Genomic DNA, 25820 nt, shown 5'->3' on the forward strand with positions numbered 1-25820 from the left:
ATAAAATGAAAATCCATAAAAAATCCTGATCAACATATGGTCAGGATTTTTTTTGGGCTATTATTTAATTTCGTTTGTTATCGTTTATACACTTTTCCATCCTTCATCACAAACATCACCTCTTCCATGGTTTTTATGTTTTTAGTGGGATCTTCCTTAACGGCAATAATATCTGCAAAGAATCCCGGGGCTATTTGTCCGCTTTTAGTTTCCATTTTCAGGATCTTCGCGGGGGTAATTGTTGCGCTTTGTATGGCTTCCATTGCCGGCATTCCCGCTTCAACCATATAACCAAATTCTTTGGCATTCTTGCCGTGTTCAAAAACACCGGCATCTGTTCCAAAAGCGATCAATACGCCCCTTTTATAAGCTTTACCAAAAGTAGTTTGTATTTTGGGGCCAATTTCCCGGGCTTTGGGAACAACCAGGGCCGGATAATAATTTTCAATTTCAGCCTTTTCGCTCACCTCTTTCCCGGCGGTGATGGTAGGTACATAATAGGTCCCGTATTCCTTCATTAGGTCCATGGTCTTTTCACTCATCAGGGTACCGTGCTCAATAGTGGTAACCCCGCCTCTTATGGCACGTTGCATCCCCTCATCACCGTGAGCGTGTGCCGCTACGTGAAAACCATAATCCTTTGCCGTGGTGGTAATGGCTTTTATTTCTTCCTCTGTAAACTGCGGATTCGAGCTGCTCTTCGCAACGCTTAGCACCCCACCGGTGGCGGTGATCTTGATTAAGTCACTTCCATTTTTATAATTTTGACGCACTGCTTTGGCAGCATCTTCAATACTGTTCACCACGCCTTCTTTAGGCCCCGGGTCTCCAACAAGCTTACGGTTAAAGCTGTTGGTAGGATCTGCATGTCCACCGGTTGTGGCCAATGATTTCCCTGCAGTAAAAATCCTTGGGCCATCCACTTTTCCCGCATTTACAGCATTTCTTAGTGCAATATTCACCCCGCTTCCGCCAAGTTCGCGCACTGTAGTAAAACCTGCCAGAAGCGTGGTCTTTGCAAACCCAACTGAATTAAAGGCAAAATCGGCTTCATTAAATGTGAAGCTTTCAAGGTATTTCTGCGGATTGGTCTCACTTTCCAAATGCACATGCATATCTGTAAGTCCAGGCAAAACAGTCATTGTTCTAAGGTCGATCAAACTATCAGCTGAAGTTCTGGGTTGAACATAACCGTTCTCTACACTTTTAATAGTATTTCCCGAAACTACTATGGTTTTTTCTGAAAGGACTTTTCCGTTTTTGGTATCTACCAGTTTTCCGGCCTGTATATAGATATCCTGGGATGAAGCTGCAGAAGCTATTAATATTCCGCAGAAAGTGAGCATAGTTTTAATCATAAAAGAGGAATTTAATTATTTACAAATTCTATTAGAGTTTGAGATATATGATCTATTTGATCGTCTGAAAGTTCTGTATGCATAGGTAGTGAGATCACCTCTTTTATAAGTTGGTTGGTCACCGGGAAATCGGCTTCATTATACCGGGAACTGGCATATGCCTTTTGGCTGTGAAGCGGGATTGGATAATACACACCGCAGGGAATACCCTTTTCATTTAAATGTTTTACCAGTGCATCCCTTTTTCCATTGGTTATTTTGAGGGTATACTGGTGAAAAACATGAGTGTCTGGTTTACCGGCGAGATGCGGGGTTATAATATGTTCCTGTCCTTTAAACGCAGCATCATATTTTGCCGCGCTTGCCTGCCGGGATGAATTATAGTTATCGAGATGAGGAAGTTTAGCCCTTAGAACGGCTGCCTGAAAACTGTCCAGCCTGGAATTTACTCCCACCACATCGTGATGGTACCGCTCATACATTCCGTGATTTACAATTCCCCGAATCATATGGGCGAGATCGTCATCATTTGTAAAAATTGCTCCCCCGTCTCCAAAACACCCTAGATTTTTCGACGGAAAAAAGGATGTTGAAGCAATATCGCCAATAACTCCCGTTTTTAATGTTTTTCCATTTGCCGAATGAAAATTGGCGCCAATTGCCTGTGCGTTATCTTCTATTACATACAGGTTATGTTCTTTCGCAATTTCCATGATCGCATCCATATTGGCAGTTTGCCCAAATAAATGCACAGGAACTATTGCACGTGTGCGGGGGGTAATAGCTCTTTTAACCGCTTCAGGATCAATATTAAAAGTTTCCGCTTCAACATCAACCAGCACAGGGGTTAATTGCAACAGCGCAATCACTTCTACGGTAGCGGCAAAGGTAAAATCGGCTGTGATCACCTCATCCCCGGGTTGAAGGCCCAAGCCCATCATGGCGATTTGCAGGGCATCTGTACCATTGGCACAGGGAATAACATGTTTGACCTGCAGGTAGTCTTCCAGTTCCTTTTGAAATTGGTGCACTTCGGGCCCGTTAATAAAGGCTGAAGTTTCCATTATTTGTTGAAGTGAGTTATTTATTTGATCTTTTATAGTTTCATATTGACCCTGCAAGTCAACCATTTGTATCTTTTTCATCTGCTTTTTAATTTGACCTCCCGAAATTACAAAATATAGGCCCCATCACCAATGCTATTTTTAAGAAAGAGGTATTTTAGCATTTAAATCAAAACCGCTTGAACACACTATATAATATATTAGTTCGCGTTACAGAAAAATTGCTTCCGCTCCCGGCCGCATTCAGTCCTAAAATGAAACAATTTGTGGTGGGCAGGAAAAGCACTTTTTCAATACTTAAGAAAAGCATTCAACCCCAAGACAAGACAATCTGGTTTCACGCGGCATCCCTTGGGGAATTTGAACAAGGGGTTCCTATAATAGAAATAATAAAAAGGAGCTACCCTCAACATAAAATTGTAATTAGTTTTTTTTCGCCTTCGGGCTACGAAAACAAAAAGAACTCCCCTTTGGCAGATGCTGTAGTGTATTTGCCACTGGATACCCCGGAAAACGCAAGCCGCTTTATAGAGTATGTGCACCCGGAGCTTGTCTTTTTTATTAAATATGAGTTCTGGCCTAATTATTTAAAAGAATTAAAAAAGCGGAACGTTCGTACTCTTCTCATTTCCGGCGTGTTCAGGAAAGATCAGGTTTTCTTCAAGCCTTATGGGAGCTGGATGAAAGAATCTTTGAAAACCTTTGAACATTTCTTTGTTCAAAATAACAGTTCCTTACAATTGCTAAAATCAATTGGAATAAATAATGTAACCTTAAGTGGCGACACCAGGTTTGACAGGGTCTCGCAGCAATTGCAACATAACAATCAACTGGAATTTGTAGAGGAGTTTCTTGACCGAAAGAATTGTATTGTGGCAGGAAGCACCTGGCCGGAAGATGAATTATTGTTGGTGGATTTTATCAATACTTCTCCAGCTGATGTGAAGTTCATAATTGCCCCCCATCAAATAAAACCTGAAGCAATTGACAGTTTTAAAAAGGCTGTTGCACACCCGGTAGTGCTTTTTTCTGAAAAGGACAATGGGGATCTTGCAAGATTCAAAGTATTAATCGTTGATACCATAGGGCTTCTAACCAGACTTTATAATTATGCAAATGTTGCTTACGTGGGAGGTGCCGCAGGAAAAACAGGACTTCATAATATTCTCGAACCTGCCACTTTTGGGGTTCCCATTGTTATAGGAAAGAATTTTGAAAAATTTCCCGAGGCAAAAGCACTACAGGATTTGGGCGGATTATTTTCAGTAAGCACAAAAGAAGAACTCCGGGAAATTATTACCGGCCTGCTGGAGAATGAGGATAAAAGATTAAAAACCGGTACAATTTCCCGGGAGTTTATTAATTCTAACACCGGAGCAGGTATAATTATAGAGACGTATTTAAACTCTCCAAATGTTAAAAACCCTTAATTTTCTTCTGAAAAGCTAAAATTTCTTTTAAATTATATTAAAATTTACCAAAAACCGGAGTGCTCGAATAATTTATGCACTAATTTCGATCATTAGAAATTTAATCATATATAATATGAAACGAGTAATTCTAATAACTGCTTTAATGTTCACCTCTGCTTTAACCTTAATTTCCTGCAGGGAACCTGCTGAAAAGGAAACAGTGATAAGAGAAGTGGAAGTGGAAAGAACGCAGCCCGTAGAAGTTAAAGTTGAAGAGCGGGAAGGTGTCTTTGAAAGAAGTGCCAAAAAAGTAGACGAAAAGATCAACAGAGAAATTGATGAAAAAATTGATGAAATCGACGATAATTAGTCGGTCTCATTTTTATTTAAATGAGTATAACACTTTAACCCAATCAAAAACTAATTAATTTTTAAAACGCGAATTTATGAAAAAGTCAATTTTAATATTAGCGACCGCTTTTACTTTCAGTGCATTTTTTACTTCTTGTAGAGAAACTACTGAAGAAAGAAATGAAATTGAAGTAAATGACGACATGGATGATGTTGATGACCTTGATGATGTAGAGAACGACGTTGAAAGAGCTGCCGATGATGCCGGTAATGCTGTTGAGCGTGCTGCACAGGATGTGGAAGATGAGATCGAAGGTAATGACGATCTGCAATAAAATGGATCGGGAGAAAATTTAATAGATTTTCTCCCGATTTTTTTTATATTTAGGTATTCCAACCACTTAAATTTAAATTATGAAAAAATTAATGTTTGTACTGGCACTTGCCTTTTCTACAAGTGTTGTTTTTACTTCCTGTAGAGATGACAGATCTGGTGTTGAAAGAGCAGCAGATGATGTTGAAGATGCAGTTGATGACATTGCTGATGATGTGGATTAACCATCCCGTCACTCAGTAAAAAATTAAAGATCCATTCCTAACCAGAATGGATTTTTTAATGTTTTAAAGTTTTGAACTCACTCTTTAATTCTTCCATAGATTGCTGCAACTGTCTTAGCAACCCGTTTTCGGAAGTGGCGTCAATGCTAAAGGTGAGCTTGCTGTTCACCTGCCATAATTCCTGGATCTCGCTTACCAGTACCTGCACGGGCGGATACTCTTCATTGATAGAAACCAGAAGGATCTTATAGGGATCTTCCATTTTTTGGATCTTTTTTACCAATACCGAATCATATAATACTACCACATAGATCTTGCTATAGCTCACTTCTGCAATACTTGGCACTGCTTTTCCCAAGACCCACTCCCCCGGTCTTAAGTTGGGCATCATACTATCACCTTCTACCTGGAACCCCCGGTAGGTGGCATTGCGGTATTCGGGTAGCGGTATATCAAATGCCGGCAGTTGCTGGTACCATTCCACATCCTGAACATTGGATGGATATCCCGCAGCAGCTTTCTGGTTTACAAGAACAATATTCTCCTCTTCCCCGCTGTTTACGGTAACCACTTTTGGGCTCACATCTCCCTTGTTTACCGGCAGGTATTTCTGGCTGCTGTCTCCAAACAACCAAAGAGGATTTACCCCAAATTGCCGCAGGAGCTCGGCCACTATTTTACCCGACAATTTGGTACGGCCCCGTTCAATATCTGCCGTAGAATTCTTAATTCCCAGCACCTCTGCAAATTCAGATTGAGTGAAATTATGGTCGTCGCGAATTTCCTTAAATCGCTTCACCTCTATAGTTACGTCTGTTCCCATACACAAATATAATTTTTTTTGGAATAAGTCCAACTTTAACATTGGATTATTTCCTATTTATTGGAATAATTCCATAATTTTGTAAAGATTCCAAGGGAGTTATGGGTTATGAGTTGTGGGTTGTGGGTTGTGGGTTGTGGTGGAAAGTAAAAAAGTTAAAGAGGAAAAAGAGTGGAAAATGGAGAGTGGAAAGTGGAAAGTGGACAGCCAGAGTTAAAAAGCAAAGAAGAAAAGAGGAAAGATAGATGAACAAAGGAGTTTTCTCACTACTCAATACTCACTACTCAATACTCACTACTCACTACTCCAAACGTGAGCGTAGCGAACATTATGACAAAAACAGTATTACATCTTGATCTTGATACATTCTATGTTTCTGTAGAACGGCGTCTGGACACCCGGCTTTTACACCGGCCGCTGCTGGTGGGCGGGATAAGTGACCGGGGGGTGGTGGCAGCCTGCAGTTATGAGACCCGCGCCTTTGGGGTACACTCCGGGATGTCTATGAAACTGGCGCGGCAACTATGCCCCCAGGCTACGGTAATTCGTGGTGATGCGGGGACCTATACCAAATTTTCCAAAGAGGTAACAGATATCATCAAAGCCGATGTTCCCCTGTTTGAAAAATCCAGTATCGATGAATTTTATGCAGATCTTACGGGAATGGACCGCTTTTTTGGTTGTTATAAATATGCCTCTGAACTGCGAAAAAGGATCATTCGCGAAACCGGGCTGCCCATCTCCTTTGGCCTTTCAGTAAATAAAATAGTATCCAAGGTAGCTACCAATGAAGCAAAGCCCAACAATCAGTTAAAAATCGATTCGGGATTTGAAAAGGAGTTCCTCGCCCCGCTCTCGGTAAGAAAAATCCCCATGGTAGGCGATAAGACCTATCAAACCCTCCGCAATCTGGGCGTGCGAAACATAAGGACCATTCAGGAAATGCCGCTGGAAATGATGCAGAAGGTCCTGGGAAGCAACGGCACTACCCTCTGGAACCGGGCACAGGGTATAGATCATACCCCCGTGATCCCCTACTCTGAAAGAAAATCTATTTCTACCGAGCGCACCTTTGACCGCGATACCATAGATGTGAACAAACTCCAGTCGATCCTGCTGGCCATGACAGAGAATCTGGCCTACCAGCTGCGACGGGGAGATAAACTCACCTCCTGTATTGCCGTAAAGATCAGGTATTCAGATTTTAACACCTATACCCGGCAGCTTAAGATCCCATATACCAGTGCAGATCATGTTCTAATTCCCGCAATACAGGAGATCTTTAAAAAATTATACAACCGCCGGTTGCTGGTGCGGCTTATAGGGATACGTTTTAGCGACCTGGCAGGGGGAAACTACCAGATCAACCTATTTGATGACAATGAAGAAGTACTGCAATTATACAATGCTATGGATAAGATACGCAATCGCTACGGCGACCGTAGTGTCCTGCGGGCGGCCTCTATGGGCGCTAAGACTATAGGAAGATTCACCAACCCCTTTAACGGTGAGCCCCCGGTGGTGCTGGCACATAGGAAACAATAACCCCTGCGGGAGGGAAAGAGGAAAGAGGAAAGAAAAATAAATTCCAGGCACCAGATCCTAAATTCCAAAAACTGATAACCGATAACTGAATCTCAATACTCAATACTCAATACTCAATACTCACTACTCACTACTAATAACTACTCAATACTAAAAAAGTGTACCTGAACACCCACACATATTACAGCATGCGCTTTGGCACCTTTTCAGAAATAGAATTGCTGGAACTGGCGCGGGAGAATCATGTAAAAAAACTGGTACTTACAGATATCAATAATACTTCGGCCTGCCTCAATTTTGTGCGAAAGTCGGCAGAATATGATATTGAGCCGGTATTGGGAATAGATTTCAGAAACGGAGCGCAGCAGCAATTTGTAGCTATCGCAAGAAACAATGAAGGTTACCGGGAAATAAATGAGTTTCTCTCTCACCGGCTTCAGAAGAAATTAATGATCCCCGAAAAGGCTCCTGTGTTTAAAAATGCCTTTGTGATCTATCCGTTTGAGAAGATCCTGGCGGCAGAAACCTCTCAGTTTTTACCTCATGAATTTATTGGGGTCTCTATAAACGAACTGCGCAAACTGCGTTTTTCAAAACTTCGGGAAATGACCTCCCGGCTGGTAGTGCTGCAACCTGTTACGGTGCGAAACAAGCGGGATTTCAATGCGCACCGGCTCCTTCGCGCCATAGACAACAACTGCCTGTTGAGCAAACTTCCCCCCGAGGAAGAAGCCGGAACCGATGAAAAAATGCTTCCGCAGGAAATACTGGAAGAAAAGTTTGAAGATTTTCCATTTATCCTTGAAAATACCCGCCACCTGCTGGCGGGGTGCAGCATTCACTTTGATTTTTCGGCAGCACGCGTACCACAAAACCAACAGGTATACGGTGGCAGTAAAGAGGAAGATGAAAAGCTGCTGGAGAAACTTTGCGAAAAAGGAATAAACCTTCGCTACCCAAACCCCTCTCCCGAAATCCTGAAGCGCACAGAGACCGAATTAAAAGTGATAAAAAAGCTCAATTTTGTCTCCTATTTTCTCATCAACTGGCGTATTTGCCAGTATGCCCGGGAGAAAGAATATTTCTATGTAGGCCGTGGGAGCGGGGCCAACAGTATTGTAGCCCACCTGCTGCAAATAACCGAAGTGGATCCCGTAGAACTTGACCTTTATTTTGAACGGTTTATCAATGAATTTCGCACGAGTCCGCCAGATTTTGATATAGATTTCTCGTGGCAGGACCGGGAAGACATGACCCGTTTTATTTTTGAGGAATTTGAGCATACCGCTTTGCTGGCTACTTATAACACCTTTCAATACCGCGCAGTAATACGGGAACTGGGAAAAGTATTTGGGCTGCCCAAAGAAGATATCGATCTTTTATGCGAAGGCCGGGCACCCCAAAATAATATGGATTCCATTCACAGAACGGTGATCAAATATGGAAAACTCATAGAGGGAATGCCCAATTACCGAAGCATTCACGCGGGCGGGATCCTTGTTTCCAATAAACCCCTCACCTCCTTCTCTGCCCTGGACCTGCCGCCCAAAGGTTTTCCCACGGTACAGTTTGATATGATAATTGCCGAGGATGTAGGCCTCTATAAATTTGACATCCTTGCCCAGCGCGGCCTGGGAAAGATTAAGGATACCCTGGATATAATAGCTGAAAATAAGCCAGAGGCCCCGGCTTTTGATATTCATGACCTGAAAAAATTTAAACAGGATCCCCGTATTAACAACCTTATTAAAGAAGGGAATTGTATGGGATGTTTTTACATAGAATCGCCCGGAATGAGAAACCTGTTGCGAAAACTTAAGACCGATACCTACCTGGGACTGGTAGCCGCCAGTTCTATTATAAGGCCGGGAGTTTCCAAAAGCGGCATGATGCGGGAATATATCATGCGGCACCGGGATCCCGAACGCCGTAAGCTGGCGCATCCTGCCCTGGAAAAGATCATGCCGGATACTTACGGTATTATGGTGTATCAGGAAGATGTGATCAAGGTGGCACACTTCTTTGCAGGCCTTAGCCTGGCGGAAGCCGATGTGCTGCGTCGCGGAATGAGCGGAAAATTCCGCTCCCGGGCTGAATTTCTAAAAGTGGAGGAAAAATTCATAGCCAACTGTCGCGAACGAAACATTGAAGAAAAAATGATCTTTGAAGTGTGGGACCAGATAAAGAGTTTCGCGGGCTATACTTTTGCGAAGGGACACTCTGCCAGCTATGCTGCAGAGAGTTACCAAAGCCTGTTCCTTAAAACCTATTTTCCCTTGGAATATATGGTTGCGGTGCTTAATAACGGCGGCGGTTTCTACAGCCCCGAGTTATACGTGCACGAAGCAAAAATGTGCGGCGCTATTATAGAACCGCCCTGTATTAACGAGGGGGATTTTCACAACACCATCAAGGGAAAACACCTTTACCTGGGATTTGGAAACTTAAAAGAACTGGAGCAACGCGTGGCCCAGCGAATTATTGAAAACCGGAATTTTCACGGAAAATTCACTTCTTTTGAAAATTTTATAGACCGGCTCAACATTGGAATTGAGCAATTGAGTATCCTTATAAGGATCAATGCTTTCCGGTTTACGGGCATAGATAAATTTAAGCTGTTATGGGACGCGCATTTTAAATTATCTAAAGCCCCTCAAAGACCAGATCAATTTGCCCTGTTCAATCCCCACCATAAAAAATTCACCCTGCCAGATCTTCGTACCACCAAACTGGAAGCGGCCTTTGAACAAATTGAATTGCTGGGATTTCCACTATGCAGCCATTTTGAATTGCTAAAAGAAGAACCCCTTAACCGGTATGGAGAAAAGGATTTTAAAGATTTTCGCAACGGCAACATCCTTATTTATGGCTACCTGGTTACCATTAAATACACAAAAACCTATAAAGGAGAGGTCATGTATTTCGGGACCTTTCTGGACCGGGAGGGGAAGTTCTTTGATGCGGTACTTTTTCCTCCGGTAGCACAACAATACAGTTTTCAGGGGCCCGGTATTTATGCCCTTTATGGTAAGATAAGCGAAGAATTTGAAGTGTTGAGCCTTGAAGTAATTAAGATGCGCAAAGAAGCCTACATCACAGATCCACGTTTTTCAGAAGAAAACCCTGTTACCGCACAACGACTCGAAAAACTGAAAAATCTGGAAGAACGCAAAGAAGTAAAACCACAAAATCAAAACCCACCCCATGTCATTTGAACGAATAAAAGAAAAACTCGATATACTGGCCGATGCTGCAAAATATGATATTTCCTGCTCCAGCAGTGGCAGCAAAAGAGCCAATAAGAACAAAGGCCTTGGCAACAGTGACGGGGTAGGCATTTGCCACAGTTATACAGAAGATGGTCGCTGTGTTTCCCTGCTTAAGATCCTGCTCACCAATCACTGCATTTTTGACTGTGCATATTGCGTGACACGTAAAAGCAATGATATAAAACGGGCTGCCTTCAAAGTACAGGAAGTGGTAGACCTTACCATGAATTTTTACAGGCGCAATTATATTGAAGGACTGTTCCTGAGCTCGGGAATTTTCAAAAGTGCCGATCATACCATGGAACGCCTCGTGGCAGTTGCAAAAAAACTGAGACTGGAAGAAAATTTCAATGGATATATCCACTTAAAATCTATTCCCGGCGCCAGTGACGAACTTATGCTGGAAGCAGGATTGTATGCAGACAGGCTTTCGGTTAATATCGAGATCCCAACTATCTCCGGTTTAAAACTCCTGGCGCCAGATAAAAAGCATGAAGATTTTATAAAACCCATGGCGGCGGTGAGGGAAGGGATCGTGCAATATCAAAATGAACGCAAAATCATAAAGAGTACTCCAAAATATGCGCCCGCAGGGCAAAGCACGCAAATGATCGTAGGTGCCACGGGCGAGAGTGACCGTGATGTGATGTATTCTGCAGCTTTTTATTACGAAAAATATAATATGAAGCGGGTATATTATTCAGGATACATTCCGGTTGCCGAAGACTCCCGGCTCCCTGCACTTGGAAGTCCGGTACCGCTGCTTAGAGAAAACAGGCTTTATCAAACCGACTGGTTGCTGCGCTTTTATGGTTTTGATATAAGGGAACTATTAAATGAAAATCATCAAAACCTGGATCTTGATGTAGACCCCAAACTTAGCTGGGCCTTGCGCAACCGGGAGCTTTTTCCCCTGGATATAAACCGGGCAGATGAAAATCTCCTTGCAAGGATTCCCGGTATAGGAATGAAATCTGTTTATAAGATCATACAGGCCAGAAAATTCAGGAAATTAAACTGGGAGCACCTGGCCAAAATAGGGGTGGCATTAAACCGTGCGAAATATTTTATTACCTGCGATTCTGCACAGTGGGAGAAACGGGAGCTTCCCAGTGAGCGCATTAAAGGCTTGATCTTACAAAACTCAACAAGCAAATTCAGAAAAGATTACAGCATCCAATTAGCACTTTTCAGTTAATGAAAAATACCATACTAATATATGACGGTTCCTTTGAAGGATTTTTAACCTGTGTTTTCCAGGCTTTTGAGCAAAGACTAAATGTTACAGGAATTTATACTGAAGAAGCGGCCCAGCCTGGTTTGTTCTCTACGCCGGAAATAGTGATAACCAATTTTGAAAAGGCCGGAAGAGTAAAGAAAGGGCTAAAAGACAACCTTGACGGGGGCGGAAGAAGACAGCTCTATTTCTCCTTTTTAAGTGAATTATCCGGGATAGAACTTCAACTATTGGAATATATTAAACTGGTATTTGCAAGAAACAATTTTAGTTCGCGGGATTTTGGGAACCCACTCATTCTCAGGATTTCCCAAACCGCCAAAATGGTGAGCAGGGAAAAACACAGGATGGAGGCATTTGTGAGATTTATGCTCACCAAAGACGAAATTTACTTCGCTCATATAGAACCCGACTTTAACGTTCTTCCGCTTATTTTGCCTCATTTTGAAAGCCGGTATGCCGATCAAAAATGGATAATTTATGATTTAAAGCGAAAATTTGGCTTGTTTTATAACCTTCACGAAACCAATTACATAAGTATGGACATATCCCCGGATATTTTCGATAAAAATTATCAAACCAGTGTTTACAGTACCTCCGAGCTGGAATTTCAGGAATTATGGAGACAGTATTTTAAAAGCACCAACATTAAATCTCGTAAAAACCTGAAATTACATAATCAACATGTGCCAAAAAGATACTGGAAATATTTAAGTGAAAAGAGTTCTTTGCATAATTAAAAAATAGTTTAAATTTGCCTCTTCAACTAATTAAACATTTTTAAGATGAAAAAATTATCCCTTATTTTATTAGCTTCAGTTTTCACATTATCTATCTACTCTTGTAGAGAAACTACTGAAGAAAAAACTGAAGATGCTTTCGAAGAAGTAGGAAACGACATCGAAACTACTACTGAAGAAACTTACGAAGAAGCAGAAACTGAAGTTCAGGAAGAAATTGACGGAACTGACGATATGAACGCTGATGACGACATGCAATAGTCAGCTTCAAAATTGTTTAAAAAGCCATCTTAATTAATTTTTGATGGCTTTTTTTAATTTTAACCAAAAACCATTATTGATGAAAAAGTTATTTTTAATGCTGATGCTTGCCGGAATGACAACATCATTCTATTCCTGCCGGGAAACCACGCAGGAAAAAACCGAGGACGCCGTGAAAGCCATAGGTGAAGACATTGAAGAAAACACTAAAAAAGCCGGAAAGAAAATTGAAGAGGGAGCTAAAAAAGTGAAAAAAGAAGTACAGGAAGAGATTAACAATACAGATGACGTGAATGGTGAAGATACCAATGATGGCATCAATTAACCATTCCTTTCTGTTTAAAAACAAACAACCGCCCTTAAGAGGCGGTTGTTTGTTTTTAGAACATAATTAAGCCACAGCGCCTTTATTAGGATAAATATTTTTCATCCTGGAAAACCTCTTCGATTTTCCCTATAAGCAGGTCCATTTCAAAAGGTTTTGCCACAAAATCATTGGCCCCGGCTTTTTTGCATTTTTCTCCGGCATCGTGCAAGGCAGACATCATAATAACCGGGATCTCTGCGGTTGCTTCATTTTTTCTTATTCTCGCACAAACATCGGTACCGTTCACACCAGAAATAAGCATATCCAGAAGAACAAGGTCAATGTTGTGCTTCACGATCAAATCTTCAGCTTCAAAAGGTTTTTCAGTAACTTCAACCTGATACCCATAAAATTCCAGGAGAGTCTTTAACATTTCTCCAATACCGGAGTCATCATCTACAACTAATATTTTTTTATTTTTTGTCATTGTTAGGTTTTACTGGGCTGTTGATAAAATGAAACAAAAATCGGAGCCCTTTCCTTTTTTGCTTTTTACGGTAATTGTACCATTGTGCCGTTGTATAATCTCATTGGCAAGGTACAGGCCAATTCCAAATCCAGAGTAGGTATCTTCACTTTTACCCCCTATGCGGTAAAAACGCTTGAATATATTACGGTGATTCTTCTTATCAATTCCTATTCCATTATCTTTTACTACCACTGCCACTTGGTTATTTTTATGTTTTTGCACCTTCACCACAATTTCCTGGCTGTCTGGTGAATATTTAATAGCATTGGTAATGAAATTAATAAGCACTTGCCCTATCCTATCCTTATCTGCCAACACATTGCATTTGTAATCCTGGTGCACTTCAATTTTATGCTGGGTATTGGTATAATTTATATCCTGTACGGTTTCGGCTACCAAATCATTTATGGAAAATATTTCTTTCTGAAGTTCCATTTTATTTTCCTCAATACGGGAAAGGTCCAGCATTTCAGAGATCAACCTGGTCAACCTTTTTATTTGATGATCAATTCGACCTAACGATTGTTCAAGGGGAAGTCCCTGAACCATCACTCCCTCTCTTTTTAGCAAATTAAGCAATAGCTGCACATAACCCTTAATGGATGTTACCGGGGTTTTTAATTCATGGCTTACCATTTTAAGGAAATCTTCCTTGCGTTTCTCTTCTTCCTTCAGTTTTTGGATTTCGGTATTGGTACCAATCCACATTTTGATTGCCCCATCTTCATTTATAACCGCTTCGGCACGGCTTAAATGCCATTTATATTTTCCGTGTTTGTTAATACAGCGTAATTCCATTTCAAAGGGATTTCCGGTATTCAATGATGCCTGCCATCTTTCCTTAAAGATTTCCCTTTCCAAAGGATGAATAAGGTGTATCCAACCTTTTTCTAATAATTCTTCCACTTTCAGCCCTGTATAATCCAGCCAGTCCTCATTAAAATAAATGAAATTCCCCGCAGGATCAGCATTGATAACCTTTGTAGGCATGAGATCTGCCATTTGCCGGAAATGTGTCTCGCTTTCCTTTACCTGCATTTTAGATTTTACCAATTCAGTAACATCTACTGCCATGTTAAGGACCCCGTAGATCTCTCCCTTTTCATTTCGCAAAGGCTTATAGGTGAAATTGAAATATCCACTTTGTAATTTCCCGTTTATCACAAGATCTACCTTATCTTCTTTTCCCCAATAAGTGTTACCGGTGGTAAATACCTCATCGAGTAATTCATGAAATGGCTGTCCTTCCAGTTCCGGCAATGCCTGGCGAATTGTTTTTCCAATAACAGAAGAGTCCTTCCCCCATAATTTGATCATCGCTTCATTGGCAAGTCCAATTTTCATTTCCCTACCCAGGTAGATACCTGTAGCAACCGTGGCTTCATGAACAATATTTCTTAACCGATGTTCACTCTCCCTTACAAGTTGATCTTTTACCCGTTCCTCGTGCACGTCTATAACCGTACCCACCATGCCGTCAAATTCTCCCTGCTCATTATATTTGGGGCTTCCGCGGTCAATAACCCATCTATATTCCCCCTCTTTATTTCTCAACCTGTAACTCACATTATAGGCCTCATGGTTATCATTTGCCGTCCTGAAAGCATTTTCAGCCATCTCCACATCCTCGGGATGAGTAGCTTTTAACCACCCGAAGCCTGCTGCTTCCTGGGGTGCCTGGCCGGTATATTTATACCAATTATCATTAAGATAAGCACTTTCGCCTTCCTTATTGGTGATCCAGATAATTGCCGGTACAGTATCAATTAAATTTTGAAGCCTGTTTTCGCTTCGCTCAACAAGCCTCCTGGTCTCTACCTGTTCAGTCACATTAATCGCATGAACAAATATTCCTTCTACCACGCCACTGGCGTTAAGAGTGGGTTGGTAAACAAAGTTTAAAAAGGAATTTTTCCATTCATTCTCACCTACCTTAAGTTTTATAGGAATTTCATTTCCTAAAAAAGGCTCCCCTGTATTATACACATTATCCAGAAGTTCAATAAATCCCTGCCCCGCAACCTCCGGCAATACCTCTTTAACCGATTTTCCAATCACATTCCTGTTTCCTACCAGGTTTAAATAATTTTCATTCGCTATTTCAAAGATATGTTCAGGGCCTCTAAGAGTGCAAATGGCAGCCGGGGCATTAGAAAGAATGTCATTAAAGATCCTTAGGAATTTTTTCTCTTTTTTCGCCAGGTGTAATGCGTTCTTTCGCTTTTTAAAAGATAGCAGGATCATTCCCCCTCCAGTCGAGGTTTCCATTTTACTGGCGTTAATAATAAACTGCTTTTTTTCGGGATTTCCAATGTCAATACTTACAGGAAAACTTTTTACAGGATCGCCGGACCTTGCAAGATTTTCCAATTCTCCCCGCAACGGCGGTAGATCAAATTGACCATTATTTAAATTAAAGAGCAACAGGTTGACCCCAAGAGGTTCTTTTAGCTTAAATTTTTTGGAAAAATTTTGGTTCCAACACAAGATGTGCAGGTTTTCATCAAGAATAACCAGCGGCTCCCTAACTACATTTACGATCGTTTTTTTAAAAATATCTAAATGCTCCTCTATTAAACTGCCCCCGGTAGTATTCATTCCTTAACCTTACTCTATTTATCCTGAATGTTCTAAAATTTGCTAAGATATTATATTTTTTGTTTGCTCATCTTCCTTTTATGACAGATATAAGATTTGAAAACCCTTTAAAAGTGTTTAATTCCAAGTCGCTATTTTTAAAAATTTCTTACTGTTATGCAACAAATGAATACTTTAATTGTCTTTTAATAAAGTCAATCAATGAAATCCATCATCATCACATTGCTCATGCTGGGCAGCCTTTCATTATTTTCTCAGGAAAATGACAGTATCCCACGTAAAAAAGTAACCATTCCAAGAATTGTCGATGCCCCAAAAATAGATGGGGTTCTTGATGAGGCCTCCTGGGAAAATGCAGGTATTGCGACAGGCTTTGTAGAACGCCAGCCAAATAACGGAAGACCAATTCCAGATAGTTTGCATACTGAGGTAAGGATCATCTATGACGACCTGGGTATATACTTTGGCGCTACCATGAACGATCCTCAACCGGATAAGATCATGAAAGAACTTACAGAAAGAGACCAGATAGGCGCCGATGATTTCTTCTTTATTTTATTGAATGGCTATAATGACCGGCAGCAGAGCATGCAGTTCATAGTCACTGCCGCCGGGGTTCAATATGACGCGAAGATGACGAATATGAGAGAAGATTCTTCCTGGAATGCTGTGTGGTACAGTGCAGTGAAGATCAATGAAACAAACTGGGTAGCCGAAATATTTATTCCATATTCCGAACTTAGATTTCCTAAAAAAAATGTGCAATTATGGGGTTTACAAATGGAAAGGGAATTTCGAAGGGAAGGAACTAGATACAGCTGGAGTCCTATAAACAATGCGAAAGGTTCTTTTTCAATTTATGACGGGGAGATCTATGGCATAGAGAACATTCAAACCCCCACCCGGCTTTCTTTTCAACCCTATGTTTCCTCATACGTAAATAATTATGACGGCAAAACACACGTGAATTTCAACGGGGGTATGGACCTTAAATATGGGATCAATGATGCCTTTACCCTTGACATGGTTCTTATTCCAGATTTTGGACAAACTAAATTTGATGAAACTGTTCTTAATCTTTCTGCCTTTGAGGTGCAGTATAATGAACAACGGCAGTTCTTTACAGAGGGTACAGAACTATTTAGCATTGGCAATCTTTTTTATTCCAGGCGTATTGGGGGGTACCCCTCCGGCAGGGCTTTGACCGGGGAAAATGAAATTGTAACTTTTAATCCCACCACGGTAGACCTCATAAATGCCCTTAAAGTTTCCGGCCGTACAGATAAAGGGTTGGGAATTGGATTCTTTAATGCTATTACTGAAAAGACATATGCTGAAATTGAAAACACTCAAACCGGGGACACTCGAAAAACAGTTGTGGAACCTTTTACCAATTATAACATCCTGGTACTGGATCAACGGTTTGGTGATAATTCTTCAGTTTCGCTCGTAAACACCAATACCACCCGGGCTGATGGTTTTCGCGATGCAAATGCCACAGGTTTATATACCCAGCTTACCAATAAAAGTAACACCTGGAATTTACGGGCAAGTGCCGAGGGTAGTTGGGTAATGAACGATGAAACAAAATTTGGAATGGAGGGCCAGGCCGGTATTGCGAAAATAAGCGGTAAACACCGCGTGCAGGCGGGCCTGGATTTCAGGACAAAGGATTATGACATAAATGACCTGGGATACAGCGGCCAAACCAATTATATGCGGTATATGAGTTACTACGGTTACAGGTTACTTCAACCAAAAGGGTTTTTGAACAATATGTTCCTCAATTTCAACCTGAACCACCTGCGCCGGCTGGAACCGGATCTTTACAGTAACGTGGTATTCAATTTTAATTCCAGTTTCACCACTACCAACTTCCATAATTTCGGGGGCGGTTTTGAAACTACCCCCCTGGGAACCAAGGATATTTATGAACCCCGTTTTCATGGATGGCATGTAGACATCCCCACTTACTACAACACCTGGCTGTGGTTTGATACAGATTACCGGAAAAAATTTAACCTTAGTATGGTGGCCGACTGGTATAAATTTGATGAAAAAGGCAGAGGGACCCTTAATATAAATTTTCGCCCGAATTACAGGGTATCAGATAAATTCAAGCTTAATTTCCAAACCAGCATGAACCTTTCTGACAAAGAAATTGGGTTTGTAAATTACACGGCAAATGAAATAATTATGGGCCGGCGTAACCGGAACACCGTTGTAAATTCCCTGGGAGGAAATTACATTTTCAATAATAAGATCGCACTTAATCTGGCATTCCGGCATTATTATTCAGAAGTTGAGTATTCCGGTTTCTTTGAATTACAGGAAAATGGATCTCTCCTCCCGGAACCCGGTCATTCCAATACTTATGATACCACTTATAACAGCTGGAATATAGATTTAAGATTTTCGTGGTGGTTTGCACCGGGAAGCCAGATAAGCATCCTGTACCGCAATGCAATGGATAGTTATTTGCAGGAGGCACGGCAACCTTTAAACCAAAATTTCAATTACCTGTTTGACCAGCCGCAGGTCAATAATCTTTCAGTTCGCATAACTTACTTCCTGGATTATAACAGGCTGAAAACCTGGTTTAAATCCAATGACCAGGATGGGCCGCTACAGCGGAATAATATGGGCCGGTTAAATTAATAGGGGTATAATTCTTAATAAAAAAGGGATCGTTGTAAGTGCAACGATCCCTTTTCAAACATTTTCTGGTTTATTTAAAGTTCAACCCTAAGCCCGCTGTCTATTCGTGCGACAAGATCTTTCCAGTGATATCTGGTAAGTACATCATTTACATAGTTGCCACGCTGGTTGATATCCCGTTTCAAACGTTCCATTTCCCCACGCATCAGTGCAATAATGTCAGATTTCAGGATGCCATCGCTTTCAGTTTCTTTCAGCTTTTGCACATATCCCGTTGCGGCATCAATATAGGAACGCTGTAAATTGCGGCGGTAAGCATCGGCTTTTCGGCCGGCGTACAGTTCGCTGAAGATACCCTTGCGCAGGTCATCCATCATTTCCACAGCCGTATAGGCTTTATTTCCGGATACCTGCTCATTGCTCACCATACGTTTCAATCGTTTCTCGTCTAGTAAAGAATTGAGGGAACGGGTTTGTAATGATTGTACCCTTTCTATAGCCCCTGTTGCCTCAATGCGGGTTAAAAGATCCTGATCCAGCAACCAGTTTGGAGTGGAAAAGGCATGATTGTTTAAAAATTGTACCGCTTCCTTTTGTTTTTGCCGGGGAACCGCCTCATAGACTGCCCCATCCTGATCTGCAGTTTTTTGTGTTTCATATACCCCTCCAACATTGGTGATCACATGGGTAATATAACCTCTCCACAAATTGGTAAGCTCTCCATAAACTTCGCCCAGGTCATCATAATTGTAACCATCCTTAGAGGTCCAGGCTACCAGGTTAGGGACTACTTTTTTAAGATTTGCCAGGCCATACTCACTTGCCTTTACCTGGTCATCTCCCAGGCTTTCCCGCTGCGACTGCGGATCTACGCCATCATATCCCCCGCCGAATTCATACACGGGATCCCCTGCTTTTTCCAGTATCCATTTATCAAGAGTAGGTTTTTCTGCCAGGGGAGTGTTGGCACCCGGCAGGTACCTGTAGCCCCAGTTTATGGAATACAGGTCATACGGGCCCATCATCCTTATGTAACGTACATTTTTATCTTCCGGCTGGGCTACATAGTTCACCCGGGCATAATCCATAATGGAAGGGGTTAACCCATACTTTTGTGTGAATTCAGCCGATCGTAAAGAATCTGTAGGATAGGCGGCACTGGCCTTCATATTATGAGGCAAGCCAAGCGCATGGCCAATCTCGTGGGCAATAACCATCCGCATCATTTCCCCAATTTCGGCCTCTGGGGTGTTAAGGGTTCTTGCGGAAGGATTTTGGGCTCCTGCTTCTATCATATAACGGTTCCGGTAAGAGCGCAAATGGTTGTGGTACCAGATGATGCTACTTCCTATGATCTCTCCCGTACGCGGATCTGTAACCGAAGGCCCTACCGCATTTCGCGTTGTGCTGGCTACATAGCGAACCACAGAATACCGCACATCTTCCGGGCTAAAATCGGGATCCTCCTCTTTGGTGGGCGGATCTTTGGCGATGATTGCATTCTTAAAGCCTGCTGCTTCAAAGGCAACATTCCAGTCCTCAATTCCCTGTTTAAAATAGGGTCTCCATTTCTCCGGAGTAGCAGGATCCAGGTAATATACAATTGGTTTTACAGGTTCTACAAGTTCCCCTCGTTTATAAGCTTCTACATCTTTGGGCTCCAGGCGCCACCTGCGTATGATCTCGTAATCATCGGCCTTCAGTTCTTCTGAATCATAATTGTATTTCTTTATGGTGAACCAACCTACCCGGTCATCGGCCAGTCTGGGCTGCATCTTATCATCTGGCAGCAATACCATAGATTGATTCATTAAGAGTGAGATGGTACCCGCCTGTCCTCTTTCGGGTGGTTCTTCCGCTTCATAGGTCATCAAATGCTTCACCTCGATGTTCTTGGGAAAGGAGTGGGCAGATTCTATATAAGACCGGCTTTGATCAAGCTTTTTAACCTTATAACGCTTTTTAAGGGAAGATGAGATCCCGTTGATGGCTTCAATATCATTTTCATATAGGCTGTTCACTTCCACTACCACCGCATTGGAATCGGGATTTAGCGCCACCACCTTTGTACTGTAGAGGATTGGAAAAAAATTATTGGCCGTTACAGATTGATAAATGGGAGATCCTTCATCGCTTTGGTTCTCAAAGCTTATGATCTTCATATCTACATTATTTCCCCTGCGGGTCCAGCGTACCACCTGTTCATTCACCTTGGACCCGGCATTTACATAACCCCCTCCAAAGCCGGAGGGCACTTTTGCGATCCTGCTCACCAAAAGCATGTCTTTCTCAAAAATGTTCGTGGGAATTTCGAAATAGAGCTTATCCCCTACAAAATGTGTGGTAAACAAGCCTTCATCACTTTTAGCTGCAGGTGTAATGACATCTTTATATGCCTTTAGGTCTCCATTGCTCTTTTTTGGGGGTGAGGGCTGTGGGGTTTGGGCCACCTGCCCCTGGCTCTGGCAGCCCAAACTTAGGACCGCCACCAATCCAATTACAGATAATTTTTTAATCATTCTTATTTTGGTTTTAAGGTTTTCAAGATAAGAAAAGGATTAAAAACTGGCAGTGAAAAAGCAGGAATCCCTTAAAATTTATGATTTGTCCTACCTGGCGAGATATCCCCCATCAATTGGATAATAAGTCCCGGTAGCGAAGGAAGACCTTTCACTTGCCAGCCAGAGGAAAAGTTGTGCCACCTCATTTACTTCTCCCAAACGACCTATAGGGTGCAGGGCAATAATCTGGTCCAGCTGTTCCTTCTCCAGTTGCTCCAGAAGCGGTGTCTTGATAAAACCAGGTCCCACCGAATTCACCCGGATGCCCTTAGAGGAATATTCAATAGCGGCGCTTTTTGTAAGTCCTACCACCCCGTGTTTGGCAGCAACATAGGCTGCACTTTTCGCTAAGCCCACATTCCCTAAAATAGAAGCTACATTGATAATAGAACCACTTACATTTTTAAGCATTGCAGGTATCTGGTACCGCATCCCGTAAAAAACTCCGGAAAGATTGATGGCGATAACTTTGTCCCAGTCATCAATACCATATTCCCCCACAGGGGCCATAGCACCTCCAATTCCCGCATTGTTTACCGCTATATCGAGTCGGCCAAAAGTTTTCAGGGCTACTTCGACACTTTTTTCTGAATCTTCGGCCACAGATGTATCGGCTTTGATAAAAACAGCTTCCCCGCCGTTTTCCTTTATTTCCACCAGTACCTTATTCCCGGCCTCCTCATTTATATCACTTAGTACAAGTTTTGCTCCTTCCTTTGCAAACAATATTGCTGTACCCTCTCCTATCCCCGAACCCGCGCCGGTGATCAATGCAACCTTTCCCTCTAATTCCATAATTACTATTTTAAATAATAAATAATTTACCCAAATTCCATAAAATAAGTTCCTTTACTTTAACTACCCAATGATATCAATCAGGTTATACTTTTTTATAACTTTCCGAAGAAATTTAAATATAAGAATGAAAGCTGTTTTTCAAATTCTCACTCTTCTATTCCTTTATAATGTTAGTGCGCAGGAAAGCACCTTACCTCCAAATTTTGTATATGTGCAGGACGTAATCCCTGATGTTGTGCTGGAGATGCGATATGCAGGGGAGAATAATTTTCTGGGAATGTCGGTAGATGGCTATAAAAGTCCTGTTGCAATCCTGTCCCGGCCAGCCGCTATGGCGCTCGCAAAAGTGCAGAGGGAACTGAAGGAAAAGGGTTATTGCCTTAAAATTTTCGATGCTTACCGGCCACAAAGAGCGGTAAACCATTTTATATCCTGGGCCCGAAAGCCGGAGGACACCCTTAAAAAAGCCCAGTTTTATCCTGGGTTAGATAAAAAAGACCTTTTTTCACTGGGTTACATTTCCACGCGCTCCGGGCATTCCCGCGGCAGTACCATAGATTTGAGTATAGTAGATTATAACAGTGGGGAAGAAATTGATATGGGCGGAGCCTATGATTTTTTTGGGGAACGTTCCCATCATAATTATACCAATATTACTCCTGCTCAGAAAATGAACCGTAGCATCCTTAAAAACGCAATGATGAAGTATGGTTTTCAACCATATTCCCAGGAATGGTGGCATTATACCTACCAGCCGGAGCCTTTTCCAAATACCTATTTTGATTTCTTGGTGAAATAGCTAGTGAACCCTAATTATTTCTTTTAGCGAAACAGCGGTGCCATCTTCAGTAAAACCTTCTATACTTATTTCATACTCCCCTGGCACATCTGAAGTGTAAAATTCGACATTAGTGGCTCTATTGGTTAGAGAAAAGTTTGGGTTCCAAAGCAATTGCAGTCTAAAATCCGGAACACGATTTTGCAAATAATCCAAATTCTGGTAGGATGGGCTAAAATATATTTTATTTTGTTGAGGCCTTACCATTTCTGTATCACTTATAAATTCTTTCTTCATTACATCAAAAAAATCTCCGCCAATGGTTTCAAAGGAAATAATACCCCTGTAAACCTGAGGGCCCATGAAATATTTTTCCCGCAATACCTGAATCGTTTTAATTTTCCTGGCATCGTAGTCAATAATTTCTGAATGATCCTGCAGTAGAACACCATCTACCATTACAAGTGGGATTAAATTTGCACCGGTGGGTTCATTGAAACTACCTACGATTTCCAACCGCGGGTTACCGCCCATTCTACGTATCCTAACCATTTTAACGATCTCTATAAAGACCTCGTTCAGGCTTTTAAATCTTGTAAACTCATCAAGGTGATACACCTCTGGCAGAACACCGTAAAAAGGGTAGGATTTACCATTCCAAAGCAGGGAATCCTGCTTCACCTCAAGGTAACTATTCTCTATTTGACGGTAAATACTGTGCTCCATGATCCTGTCCTTGAATGATACTGGTAAATGTAAGGGCTCAAACTCCAGGGAGGTATAGTTTATCGAAGGATCCGGATCTATAACAATAGTATACTTCCCCCTATCTTCTCCCAATACTTGTAAAAAAGTACGCGGTACAAAATCATTATTTTCCAAATTTAAAGTGAACCTGCCCATGGCATTGGTTTTTACAAGCCTTAAAAAGAATGCATCCCCTGGAATTGAGAGAGCTACTATTTTATTGTTGAGCCCGGTATCTCCTTCATTCATAGAATTCGTAAGAATACGGCCAGAAATAAGTTGACCCCTTAATTCCGGAAGTTGAACGGGGAAAGCAATAGATCTCTTATTAATCACTGAAGGATAATTTTGAGCAGTATACCTCGGTACCACTTCAAGGTCTTCAATCTTTCTAACGGAAAGGGAAAATACGCCTGTAGAAGTCAAATTCCTGCTATTATGATTGATCACAAGATTCACATTACTCCTTTTTTCAAAAAGACGGTTTTCCAACTGAATTTCCAATCTTCCAGCTACATGTGTGCTTTTTTGTTCAGAAGGCGTGGGCAAATTATTAGCCTCTGTGTTTTTCAAAGCCGAAAAGCTGGAAGAGAAAAGATCTTGTTGCTCATTTTGGAAAGGATTTACAATGCTAAGATTTCCTTCAAAGAAAATTTCTTTTGGCCCCACTATCATGCGTCGGGTATAGGCAATTAACTTATAATTGCCAGACGCTATTGAAGTAGGAACAAAAAAATCTCCCTGGCCATGGCCATCGTTCAGGGCAATTTTATGCTTAAAAATTATATTTTTTTCAGCATCAACCAGTTCCAGATAACCTACTTTGCTCAAGGTACTAAGCTGTTTTGTGCGGGAATTTCTACAGTAGAACTTGTAATACAATGTTTCCCCAGGAATTAAAAAACCCGTGTTGTAGTGCACAAAAACCTCCTCATGGTCTATGGGCATTTCCATGACATCTCTATTACTTTGCTGCCCATTTATCCCTGGAATACAACCCAGGAAAGCTAAAATAAGAATGGTTGTTTTCCTCATCATATACTCAATTATTCTTCCCAAAATTCCGGAACTACATTGGTGCCCAGCAGGGTGCAATCTATACAAGGTGCGTCTACAAAAATATATTCTCCACTTGCCGGGTCATAACTGTATAATCTATATTGCTCACTTTGGGCATAGTCTTTTATAATCAATGTTTCCGCCGGTGTTCTAAAAGTTTCCAGGTGGCAGGGATCTGCAAAAAATGGTCTCGGTTGTTCTACGGGATTATAGAAATCTATGTAGTTAAAAAACACGCGGCGCTCTGAGACAGAGGCTACGCTAAAAAAACCAAGAACGTATTCCCCGGGATTGTCAAGAGAGACTATATTTCCAGCAAGAAACCCCGGTTGGATTTGTGAAAACAAACTCTCAGATTCTGCAAGTTCCTTCAGGCTTTGGTAAAAGGAAAATGCTTCCCTCGAAATTCCATACTGCTTTACCAGGATACTGTACCGGTTTGCAAAAATTGGATTGTCTTGTCTTATAAACTTTAGAAAATTGCCTACAATCCTGTCCTGATTCAGAGAAGTAGAATTACTCAATAGAATTTCATTTGACTCCCCGCCATTAAAACAGGTGTTATCCTGTATGGCCTTTTCCACCACAACTACCTCACCATTTGAGTTCACCACTGCTTCCCTGTACCTAAAATAGCGGGAAAGAATTTTGTAGGTTTCAATATATTCATACCTGTAATAGCCGGAGTTTTCCTGTGTGCCCGAACTGTTAATACGTATATCTATTCCAGGGACCCCCTCCTGGTTTTGGGAGAGTACGCCATATACACTTTCAATACTGGTAGTGCCTCTAAACCCAGATGCATCCGAGCTGTAATTTTTGCCATCTCTTGTTGTAATTTCCAAAGTATACATTCTACCCTCCACTGCACTAAAGGTATTCAAAGACACATACCTCCCGGGAGAAGTTTCATTAAAATTAAACTGGTTCCCTGTATTATCCAGTATGCTTACACGGGCAGCTTGTTCAGGAAAAGCACCATTAACATCCAAGGGAAAAGTGCGGCTTAGAAGCACTTCCTGGAGTTTTTCTTCATTGGTTAATGTAGCTTCCACTACCAGGATATTTTCAAAACTTTCATTTTCAAATTCAAAGGGCTCCACACAGCCCTGGAAAACAAGGAAGCTAAGGAGAATGTACCGGTATGATGTGTTTTTTGAACCCATA

General features: G+C 41.6%; 21 protein-coding genes. 12 read left to right on the plus strand and 9 right to left on the minus strand.

What is annotated here, in order from left to right:
• Positions 1–77: 77 nt before the first annotated feature.
• Both FK178_RS09600 and FK178_RS09605 read right to left on the minus strand, forming a co-directional pair.
• Complete coding sequence (locus FK178_RS09600) at positions 78–1358, minus strand: metal-dependent hydrolase family protein (protein ID WP_146834127.1); 1281 nt, start codon at positions 1356–1358, stop codon at positions 78–80.
• Positions 1359–1369: 11 nt separating this feature from the next.
• Entirely contained in the window at positions 1370–2503 is a 1134-nt protein-coding gene (locus FK178_RS09605) for a DegT/DnrJ/EryC1/StrS family aminotransferase (RefSeq protein WP_146834130.1), read from the minus strand.
• A gap of 98 nt (positions 2504–2601) precedes the next feature.
• On the opposite strand from FK178_RS09605, the gene FK178_RS09610 reads away from it, so the two are divergent.
• The 4 genes from FK178_RS09610 (at position 2602) to FK178_RS15775 (ending at position 4743) form a co-directional block, all read left to right on the plus strand.
• Entirely contained in the window at positions 2602–3852 is a 1251-nt protein-coding gene (locus tag FK178_RS09610; RefSeq protein ID WP_146834133.1) for a 3-deoxy-D-manno-octulosonic acid transferase, read from the plus strand.
• A 115-nt stretch (positions 3853–3967) separates the two neighbouring features.
• Complete coding sequence (locus tag FK178_RS09615) at positions 3968–4204, plus strand: hypothetical protein (RefSeq protein ID WP_146834136.1); 237 nt, start codon at positions 3968–3970, stop codon at positions 4202–4204.
• Positions 4205–4388: 184 nt separating this feature from the next.
• Positions 4389–4520, plus strand: coding sequence for a hypothetical protein (locus FK178_RS15770; RefSeq protein ID WP_262711691.1), 132 nt, complete (start codon positions 4389–4391; stop codon positions 4518–4520).
• A gap of 91 nt (positions 4521–4611) precedes the next feature.
• On the plus strand, positions 4612–4743 hold the full coding sequence (locus FK178_RS15775) for a hypothetical protein (protein ID WP_262711692.1): 132 nt from the start codon (positions 4612–4614) through the stop codon (positions 4741–4743).
• Positions 4744–4798: 55 nt separating this feature from the next.
• On the opposite strand, the gene FK178_RS09625 is transcribed toward FK178_RS15775, so the two are convergent.
• A complete protein-coding gene (locus FK178_RS09625) occupies positions 4799–5566 on the minus strand; it encodes an XRE family transcriptional regulator (RefSeq protein ID WP_146834142.1) in 768 nt (255 codons plus the stop codon).
• A 330-nt stretch (positions 5567–5896) separates the two neighbouring features.
• On the opposite strand from FK178_RS09625, the gene dinB reads away from it, so the two are divergent.
• The 6 genes from dinB (at position 5897) to FK178_RS09655 (ending at position 12943) form a co-directional block, all read left to right on the plus strand.
• Positions 5897–7111: a DNA polymerase IV gene (gene dinB, locus FK178_RS09630; protein WP_146834145.1), complete on the plus strand. Its 1215-nt coding sequence runs from the start codon at positions 5897–5899 to the stop codon at positions 7109–7111.
• Positions 7112–7269: 158 nt separating this feature from the next.
• Entirely contained in the window at positions 7270–10326 is a 3057-nt protein-coding gene (locus FK178_RS09635) for a DNA polymerase III subunit alpha (protein WP_146834147.1), read from the plus strand.
• On the plus strand, positions 10316–11578 hold the full coding sequence (locus tag FK178_RS09640) for a putative DNA modification/repair radical SAM protein (protein WP_146834150.1): 1263 nt from the start codon (positions 10316–10318) through the stop codon (positions 11576–11578). The genes FK178_RS09635 and FK178_RS09640 overlap by 11 nt, the downstream gene beginning before the upstream one ends.
• Positions 11578–12357: a TIGR03915 family putative DNA repair protein gene (locus FK178_RS09645; protein WP_146834153.1), complete on the plus strand. Its 780-nt coding sequence runs from the start codon at positions 11578–11580 to the stop codon at positions 12355–12357. Before FK178_RS09640 ends, FK178_RS09645 begins: the two co-directional genes overlap by 1 nt.
• Positions 12358–12402: 45 nt before the next feature.
• Positions 12403–12618: a hypothetical protein gene (locus FK178_RS09650; protein WP_146834156.1), complete on the plus strand. Its 216-nt coding sequence runs from the start codon at positions 12403–12405 to the stop codon at positions 12616–12618.
• A 79-nt stretch (positions 12619–12697) separates the two neighbouring features.
• On the plus strand, positions 12698–12943 hold the full coding sequence (locus FK178_RS09655) for a hypothetical protein (RefSeq protein ID WP_146834159.1): 246 nt from the start codon (positions 12698–12700) through the stop codon (positions 12941–12943).
• An 85-nt stretch (positions 12944–13028) separates the two neighbouring features.
• Here the strand turns inward: FK178_RS09655 and FK178_RS09660 are convergent, their stop codons facing one another.
• Together FK178_RS09660 and FK178_RS09665 are read right to left on the minus strand one after the other, a co-directional pair.
• Positions 13029–13412 (minus strand): response regulator, encoded by a 384-nt coding sequence (locus FK178_RS09660; protein ID WP_146834162.1) that lies wholly within the window; start codon positions 13410–13412, stop codon positions 13029–13031.
• A 9-nt stretch (positions 13413–13421) separates the two neighbouring features.
• A complete protein-coding gene (locus FK178_RS09665) occupies positions 13422–16052 on the minus strand; it encodes a PAS domain S-box protein (RefSeq protein ID WP_146834165.1) in 2631 nt (876 codons plus the stop codon).
• Between the two features lie 201 nt (positions 16053–16253).
• Between FK178_RS09665 and FK178_RS09670 the strand changes: the two genes are divergently transcribed.
• Complete coding sequence (locus FK178_RS09670) at positions 16254–18710, plus strand: DUF5916 domain-containing protein (protein WP_146834168.1); 2457 nt, start codon at positions 16254–16256, stop codon at positions 18708–18710.
• Between the two features lie 74 nt (positions 18711–18784).
• Here the strand turns inward: FK178_RS09670 and FK178_RS09675 are convergent, their stop codons facing one another.
• Both FK178_RS09675 and FK178_RS09680 read right to left on the minus strand, forming a co-directional pair.
• The gene (locus tag FK178_RS09675; RefSeq protein WP_146834171.1) at positions 18785–21229 is read right to left on the minus strand and encodes a zinc-dependent metalloprotease; all 2445 of its coding nucleotides are present in this window, start codon (positions 21227–21229) and stop codon (positions 18785–18787) included.
• 90 nt (positions 21230–21319) lie between these two features.
• Positions 21320–22066 carry an SDR family NAD(P)-dependent oxidoreductase gene (locus tag FK178_RS09680; RefSeq protein WP_394345085.1) on the minus strand — a complete coding sequence of 249 codons (747 nt, stop codon included), beginning with the start codon at positions 22064–22066 and terminating at the stop codon, positions 21320–21322.
• Positions 22067–22193: 127 nt separating this feature from the next.
• Here FK178_RS09680 and FK178_RS09685 point away from each other — a divergent pair, with 127 nt between their 5' ends.
• Positions 22194–22868: a M15 family metallopeptidase gene (locus FK178_RS09685; RefSeq protein ID WP_146834177.1), complete on the plus strand. Its 675-nt coding sequence runs from the start codon at positions 22194–22196 to the stop codon at positions 22866–22868.
• Here the strand turns inward: FK178_RS09685 and FK178_RS09690 are convergent, their stop codons facing one another.
• A complete protein-coding gene (locus tag FK178_RS09690; protein WP_146834180.1) occupies positions 22869–24632 on the minus strand; it encodes a hypothetical protein in 1764 nt (587 codons plus the stop codon).
• A gap of 8 nt (positions 24633–24640) precedes the next feature.
• Positions 24641–25819, minus strand: a complete 1179-nt coding sequence (locus FK178_RS09695) for a DUF4249 domain-containing protein (RefSeq protein WP_146834183.1) — start codon at positions 25817–25819, stop codon at positions 24641–24643.
• Position 25820: the final 1 nt, after the last annotated feature.

The organism is Antarcticibacterium arcticum, from assembly GCF_007993795.1.
Taxonomy (GTDB): Bacteria; Bacteroidota; Bacteroidia; order Flavobacteriales; family Flavobacteriaceae; genus Gillisia; species Gillisia arctica.

Coding starts and splice junctions, on each gene's coding strand:
- FK178_RS09600 (WP_146834127.1), bottom strand. CDS start 1,358: ATGATTAAAACTATGCTCACTTTCTGCGGAATATTAATAGCTTCTGCA.
- FK178_RS09605 (WP_146834130.1), bottom strand. CDS start 2,503: ATGAAAAAGATACAAATGGTTGACTTGCAGGGTCAATATGAAACTATA.
- FK178_RS09615 (WP_146834136.1), top strand. CDS start 3,968: ATGAAACGAGTAATTCTAATAACTGCTTTAATGTTCACCTCTGCTTTA.
- FK178_RS15770 (WP_262711691.1), top strand. CDS start 4,389: ATGGATGATGTTGATGACCTTGATGATGTAGAGAACGACGTTGAAAGA.
- FK178_RS15775 (WP_262711692.1), top strand. CDS start 4,612: ATGTTTGTACTGGCACTTGCCTTTTCTACAAGTGTTGTTTTTACTTCC.
- FK178_RS09625 (WP_146834142.1), bottom strand. CDS start 5,566: ATGGGAACAGACGTAACTATAGAGGTGAAGCGATTTAAGGAAATTCGC.
- dinB (WP_146834145.1), top strand. CDS start 5,897: ATGACAAAAACAGTATTACATCTTGATCTTGATACATTCTATGTTTCT.
- FK178_RS09640 (WP_146834150.1), top strand. CDS start 10,316: ATGTCATTTGAACGAATAAAAGAAAAACTCGATATACTGGCCGATGCT.
- FK178_RS09645 (WP_146834153.1), top strand. CDS start 11,578: ATGAAAAATACCATACTAATATATGACGGTTCCTTTGAAGGATTTTTA.
- FK178_RS09650 (WP_146834156.1), top strand. CDS start 12,403: ATGAAAAAATTATCCCTTATTTTATTAGCTTCAGTTTTCACATTATCT.
- FK178_RS09655 (WP_146834159.1), top strand. CDS start 12,698: ATGAAAAAGTTATTTTTAATGCTGATGCTTGCCGGAATGACAACATCA.
- FK178_RS09660 (WP_146834162.1), bottom strand. CDS start 13,412: ATGACAAAAAATAAAAAAATATTAGTTGTAGATGATGACTCCGGTATT.
- FK178_RS09665 (WP_146834165.1), bottom strand. CDS start 16,052: ATGAATACTACCGGGGGCAGTTTAATAGAGGAGCATTTAGATATTTTT.
- FK178_RS09670 (WP_146834168.1), top strand. CDS start 16,254: ATGAAATCCATCATCATCACATTGCTCATGCTGGGCAGCCTTTCATTA.
- FK178_RS09675 (WP_146834171.1), bottom strand. CDS start 21,229: ATGATTAAAAAATTATCTGTAATTGGATTGGTGGCGGTCCTAAGTTTG.
- FK178_RS09680 (WP_394345085.1), bottom strand. CDS start 22,066: ATGGAATTAGAGGGAAAGGTTGCATTGATCACCGGCGCGGGTTCGGGG.
- FK178_RS09685 (WP_146834177.1), top strand. CDS start 22,194: ATGAAAGCTGTTTTTCAAATTCTCACTCTTCTATTCCTTTATAATGTT.
- FK178_RS09690 (WP_146834180.1), bottom strand. CDS start 24,632: ATGATGAGGAAAACAACCATTCTTATTTTAGCTTTCCTGGGTTGTATT.
- FK178_RS09695 (WP_146834183.1), bottom strand. CDS start 25,819: ATGGGTTCAAAAAACACATCATACCGGTACATTCTCCTTAGCTTCCTT.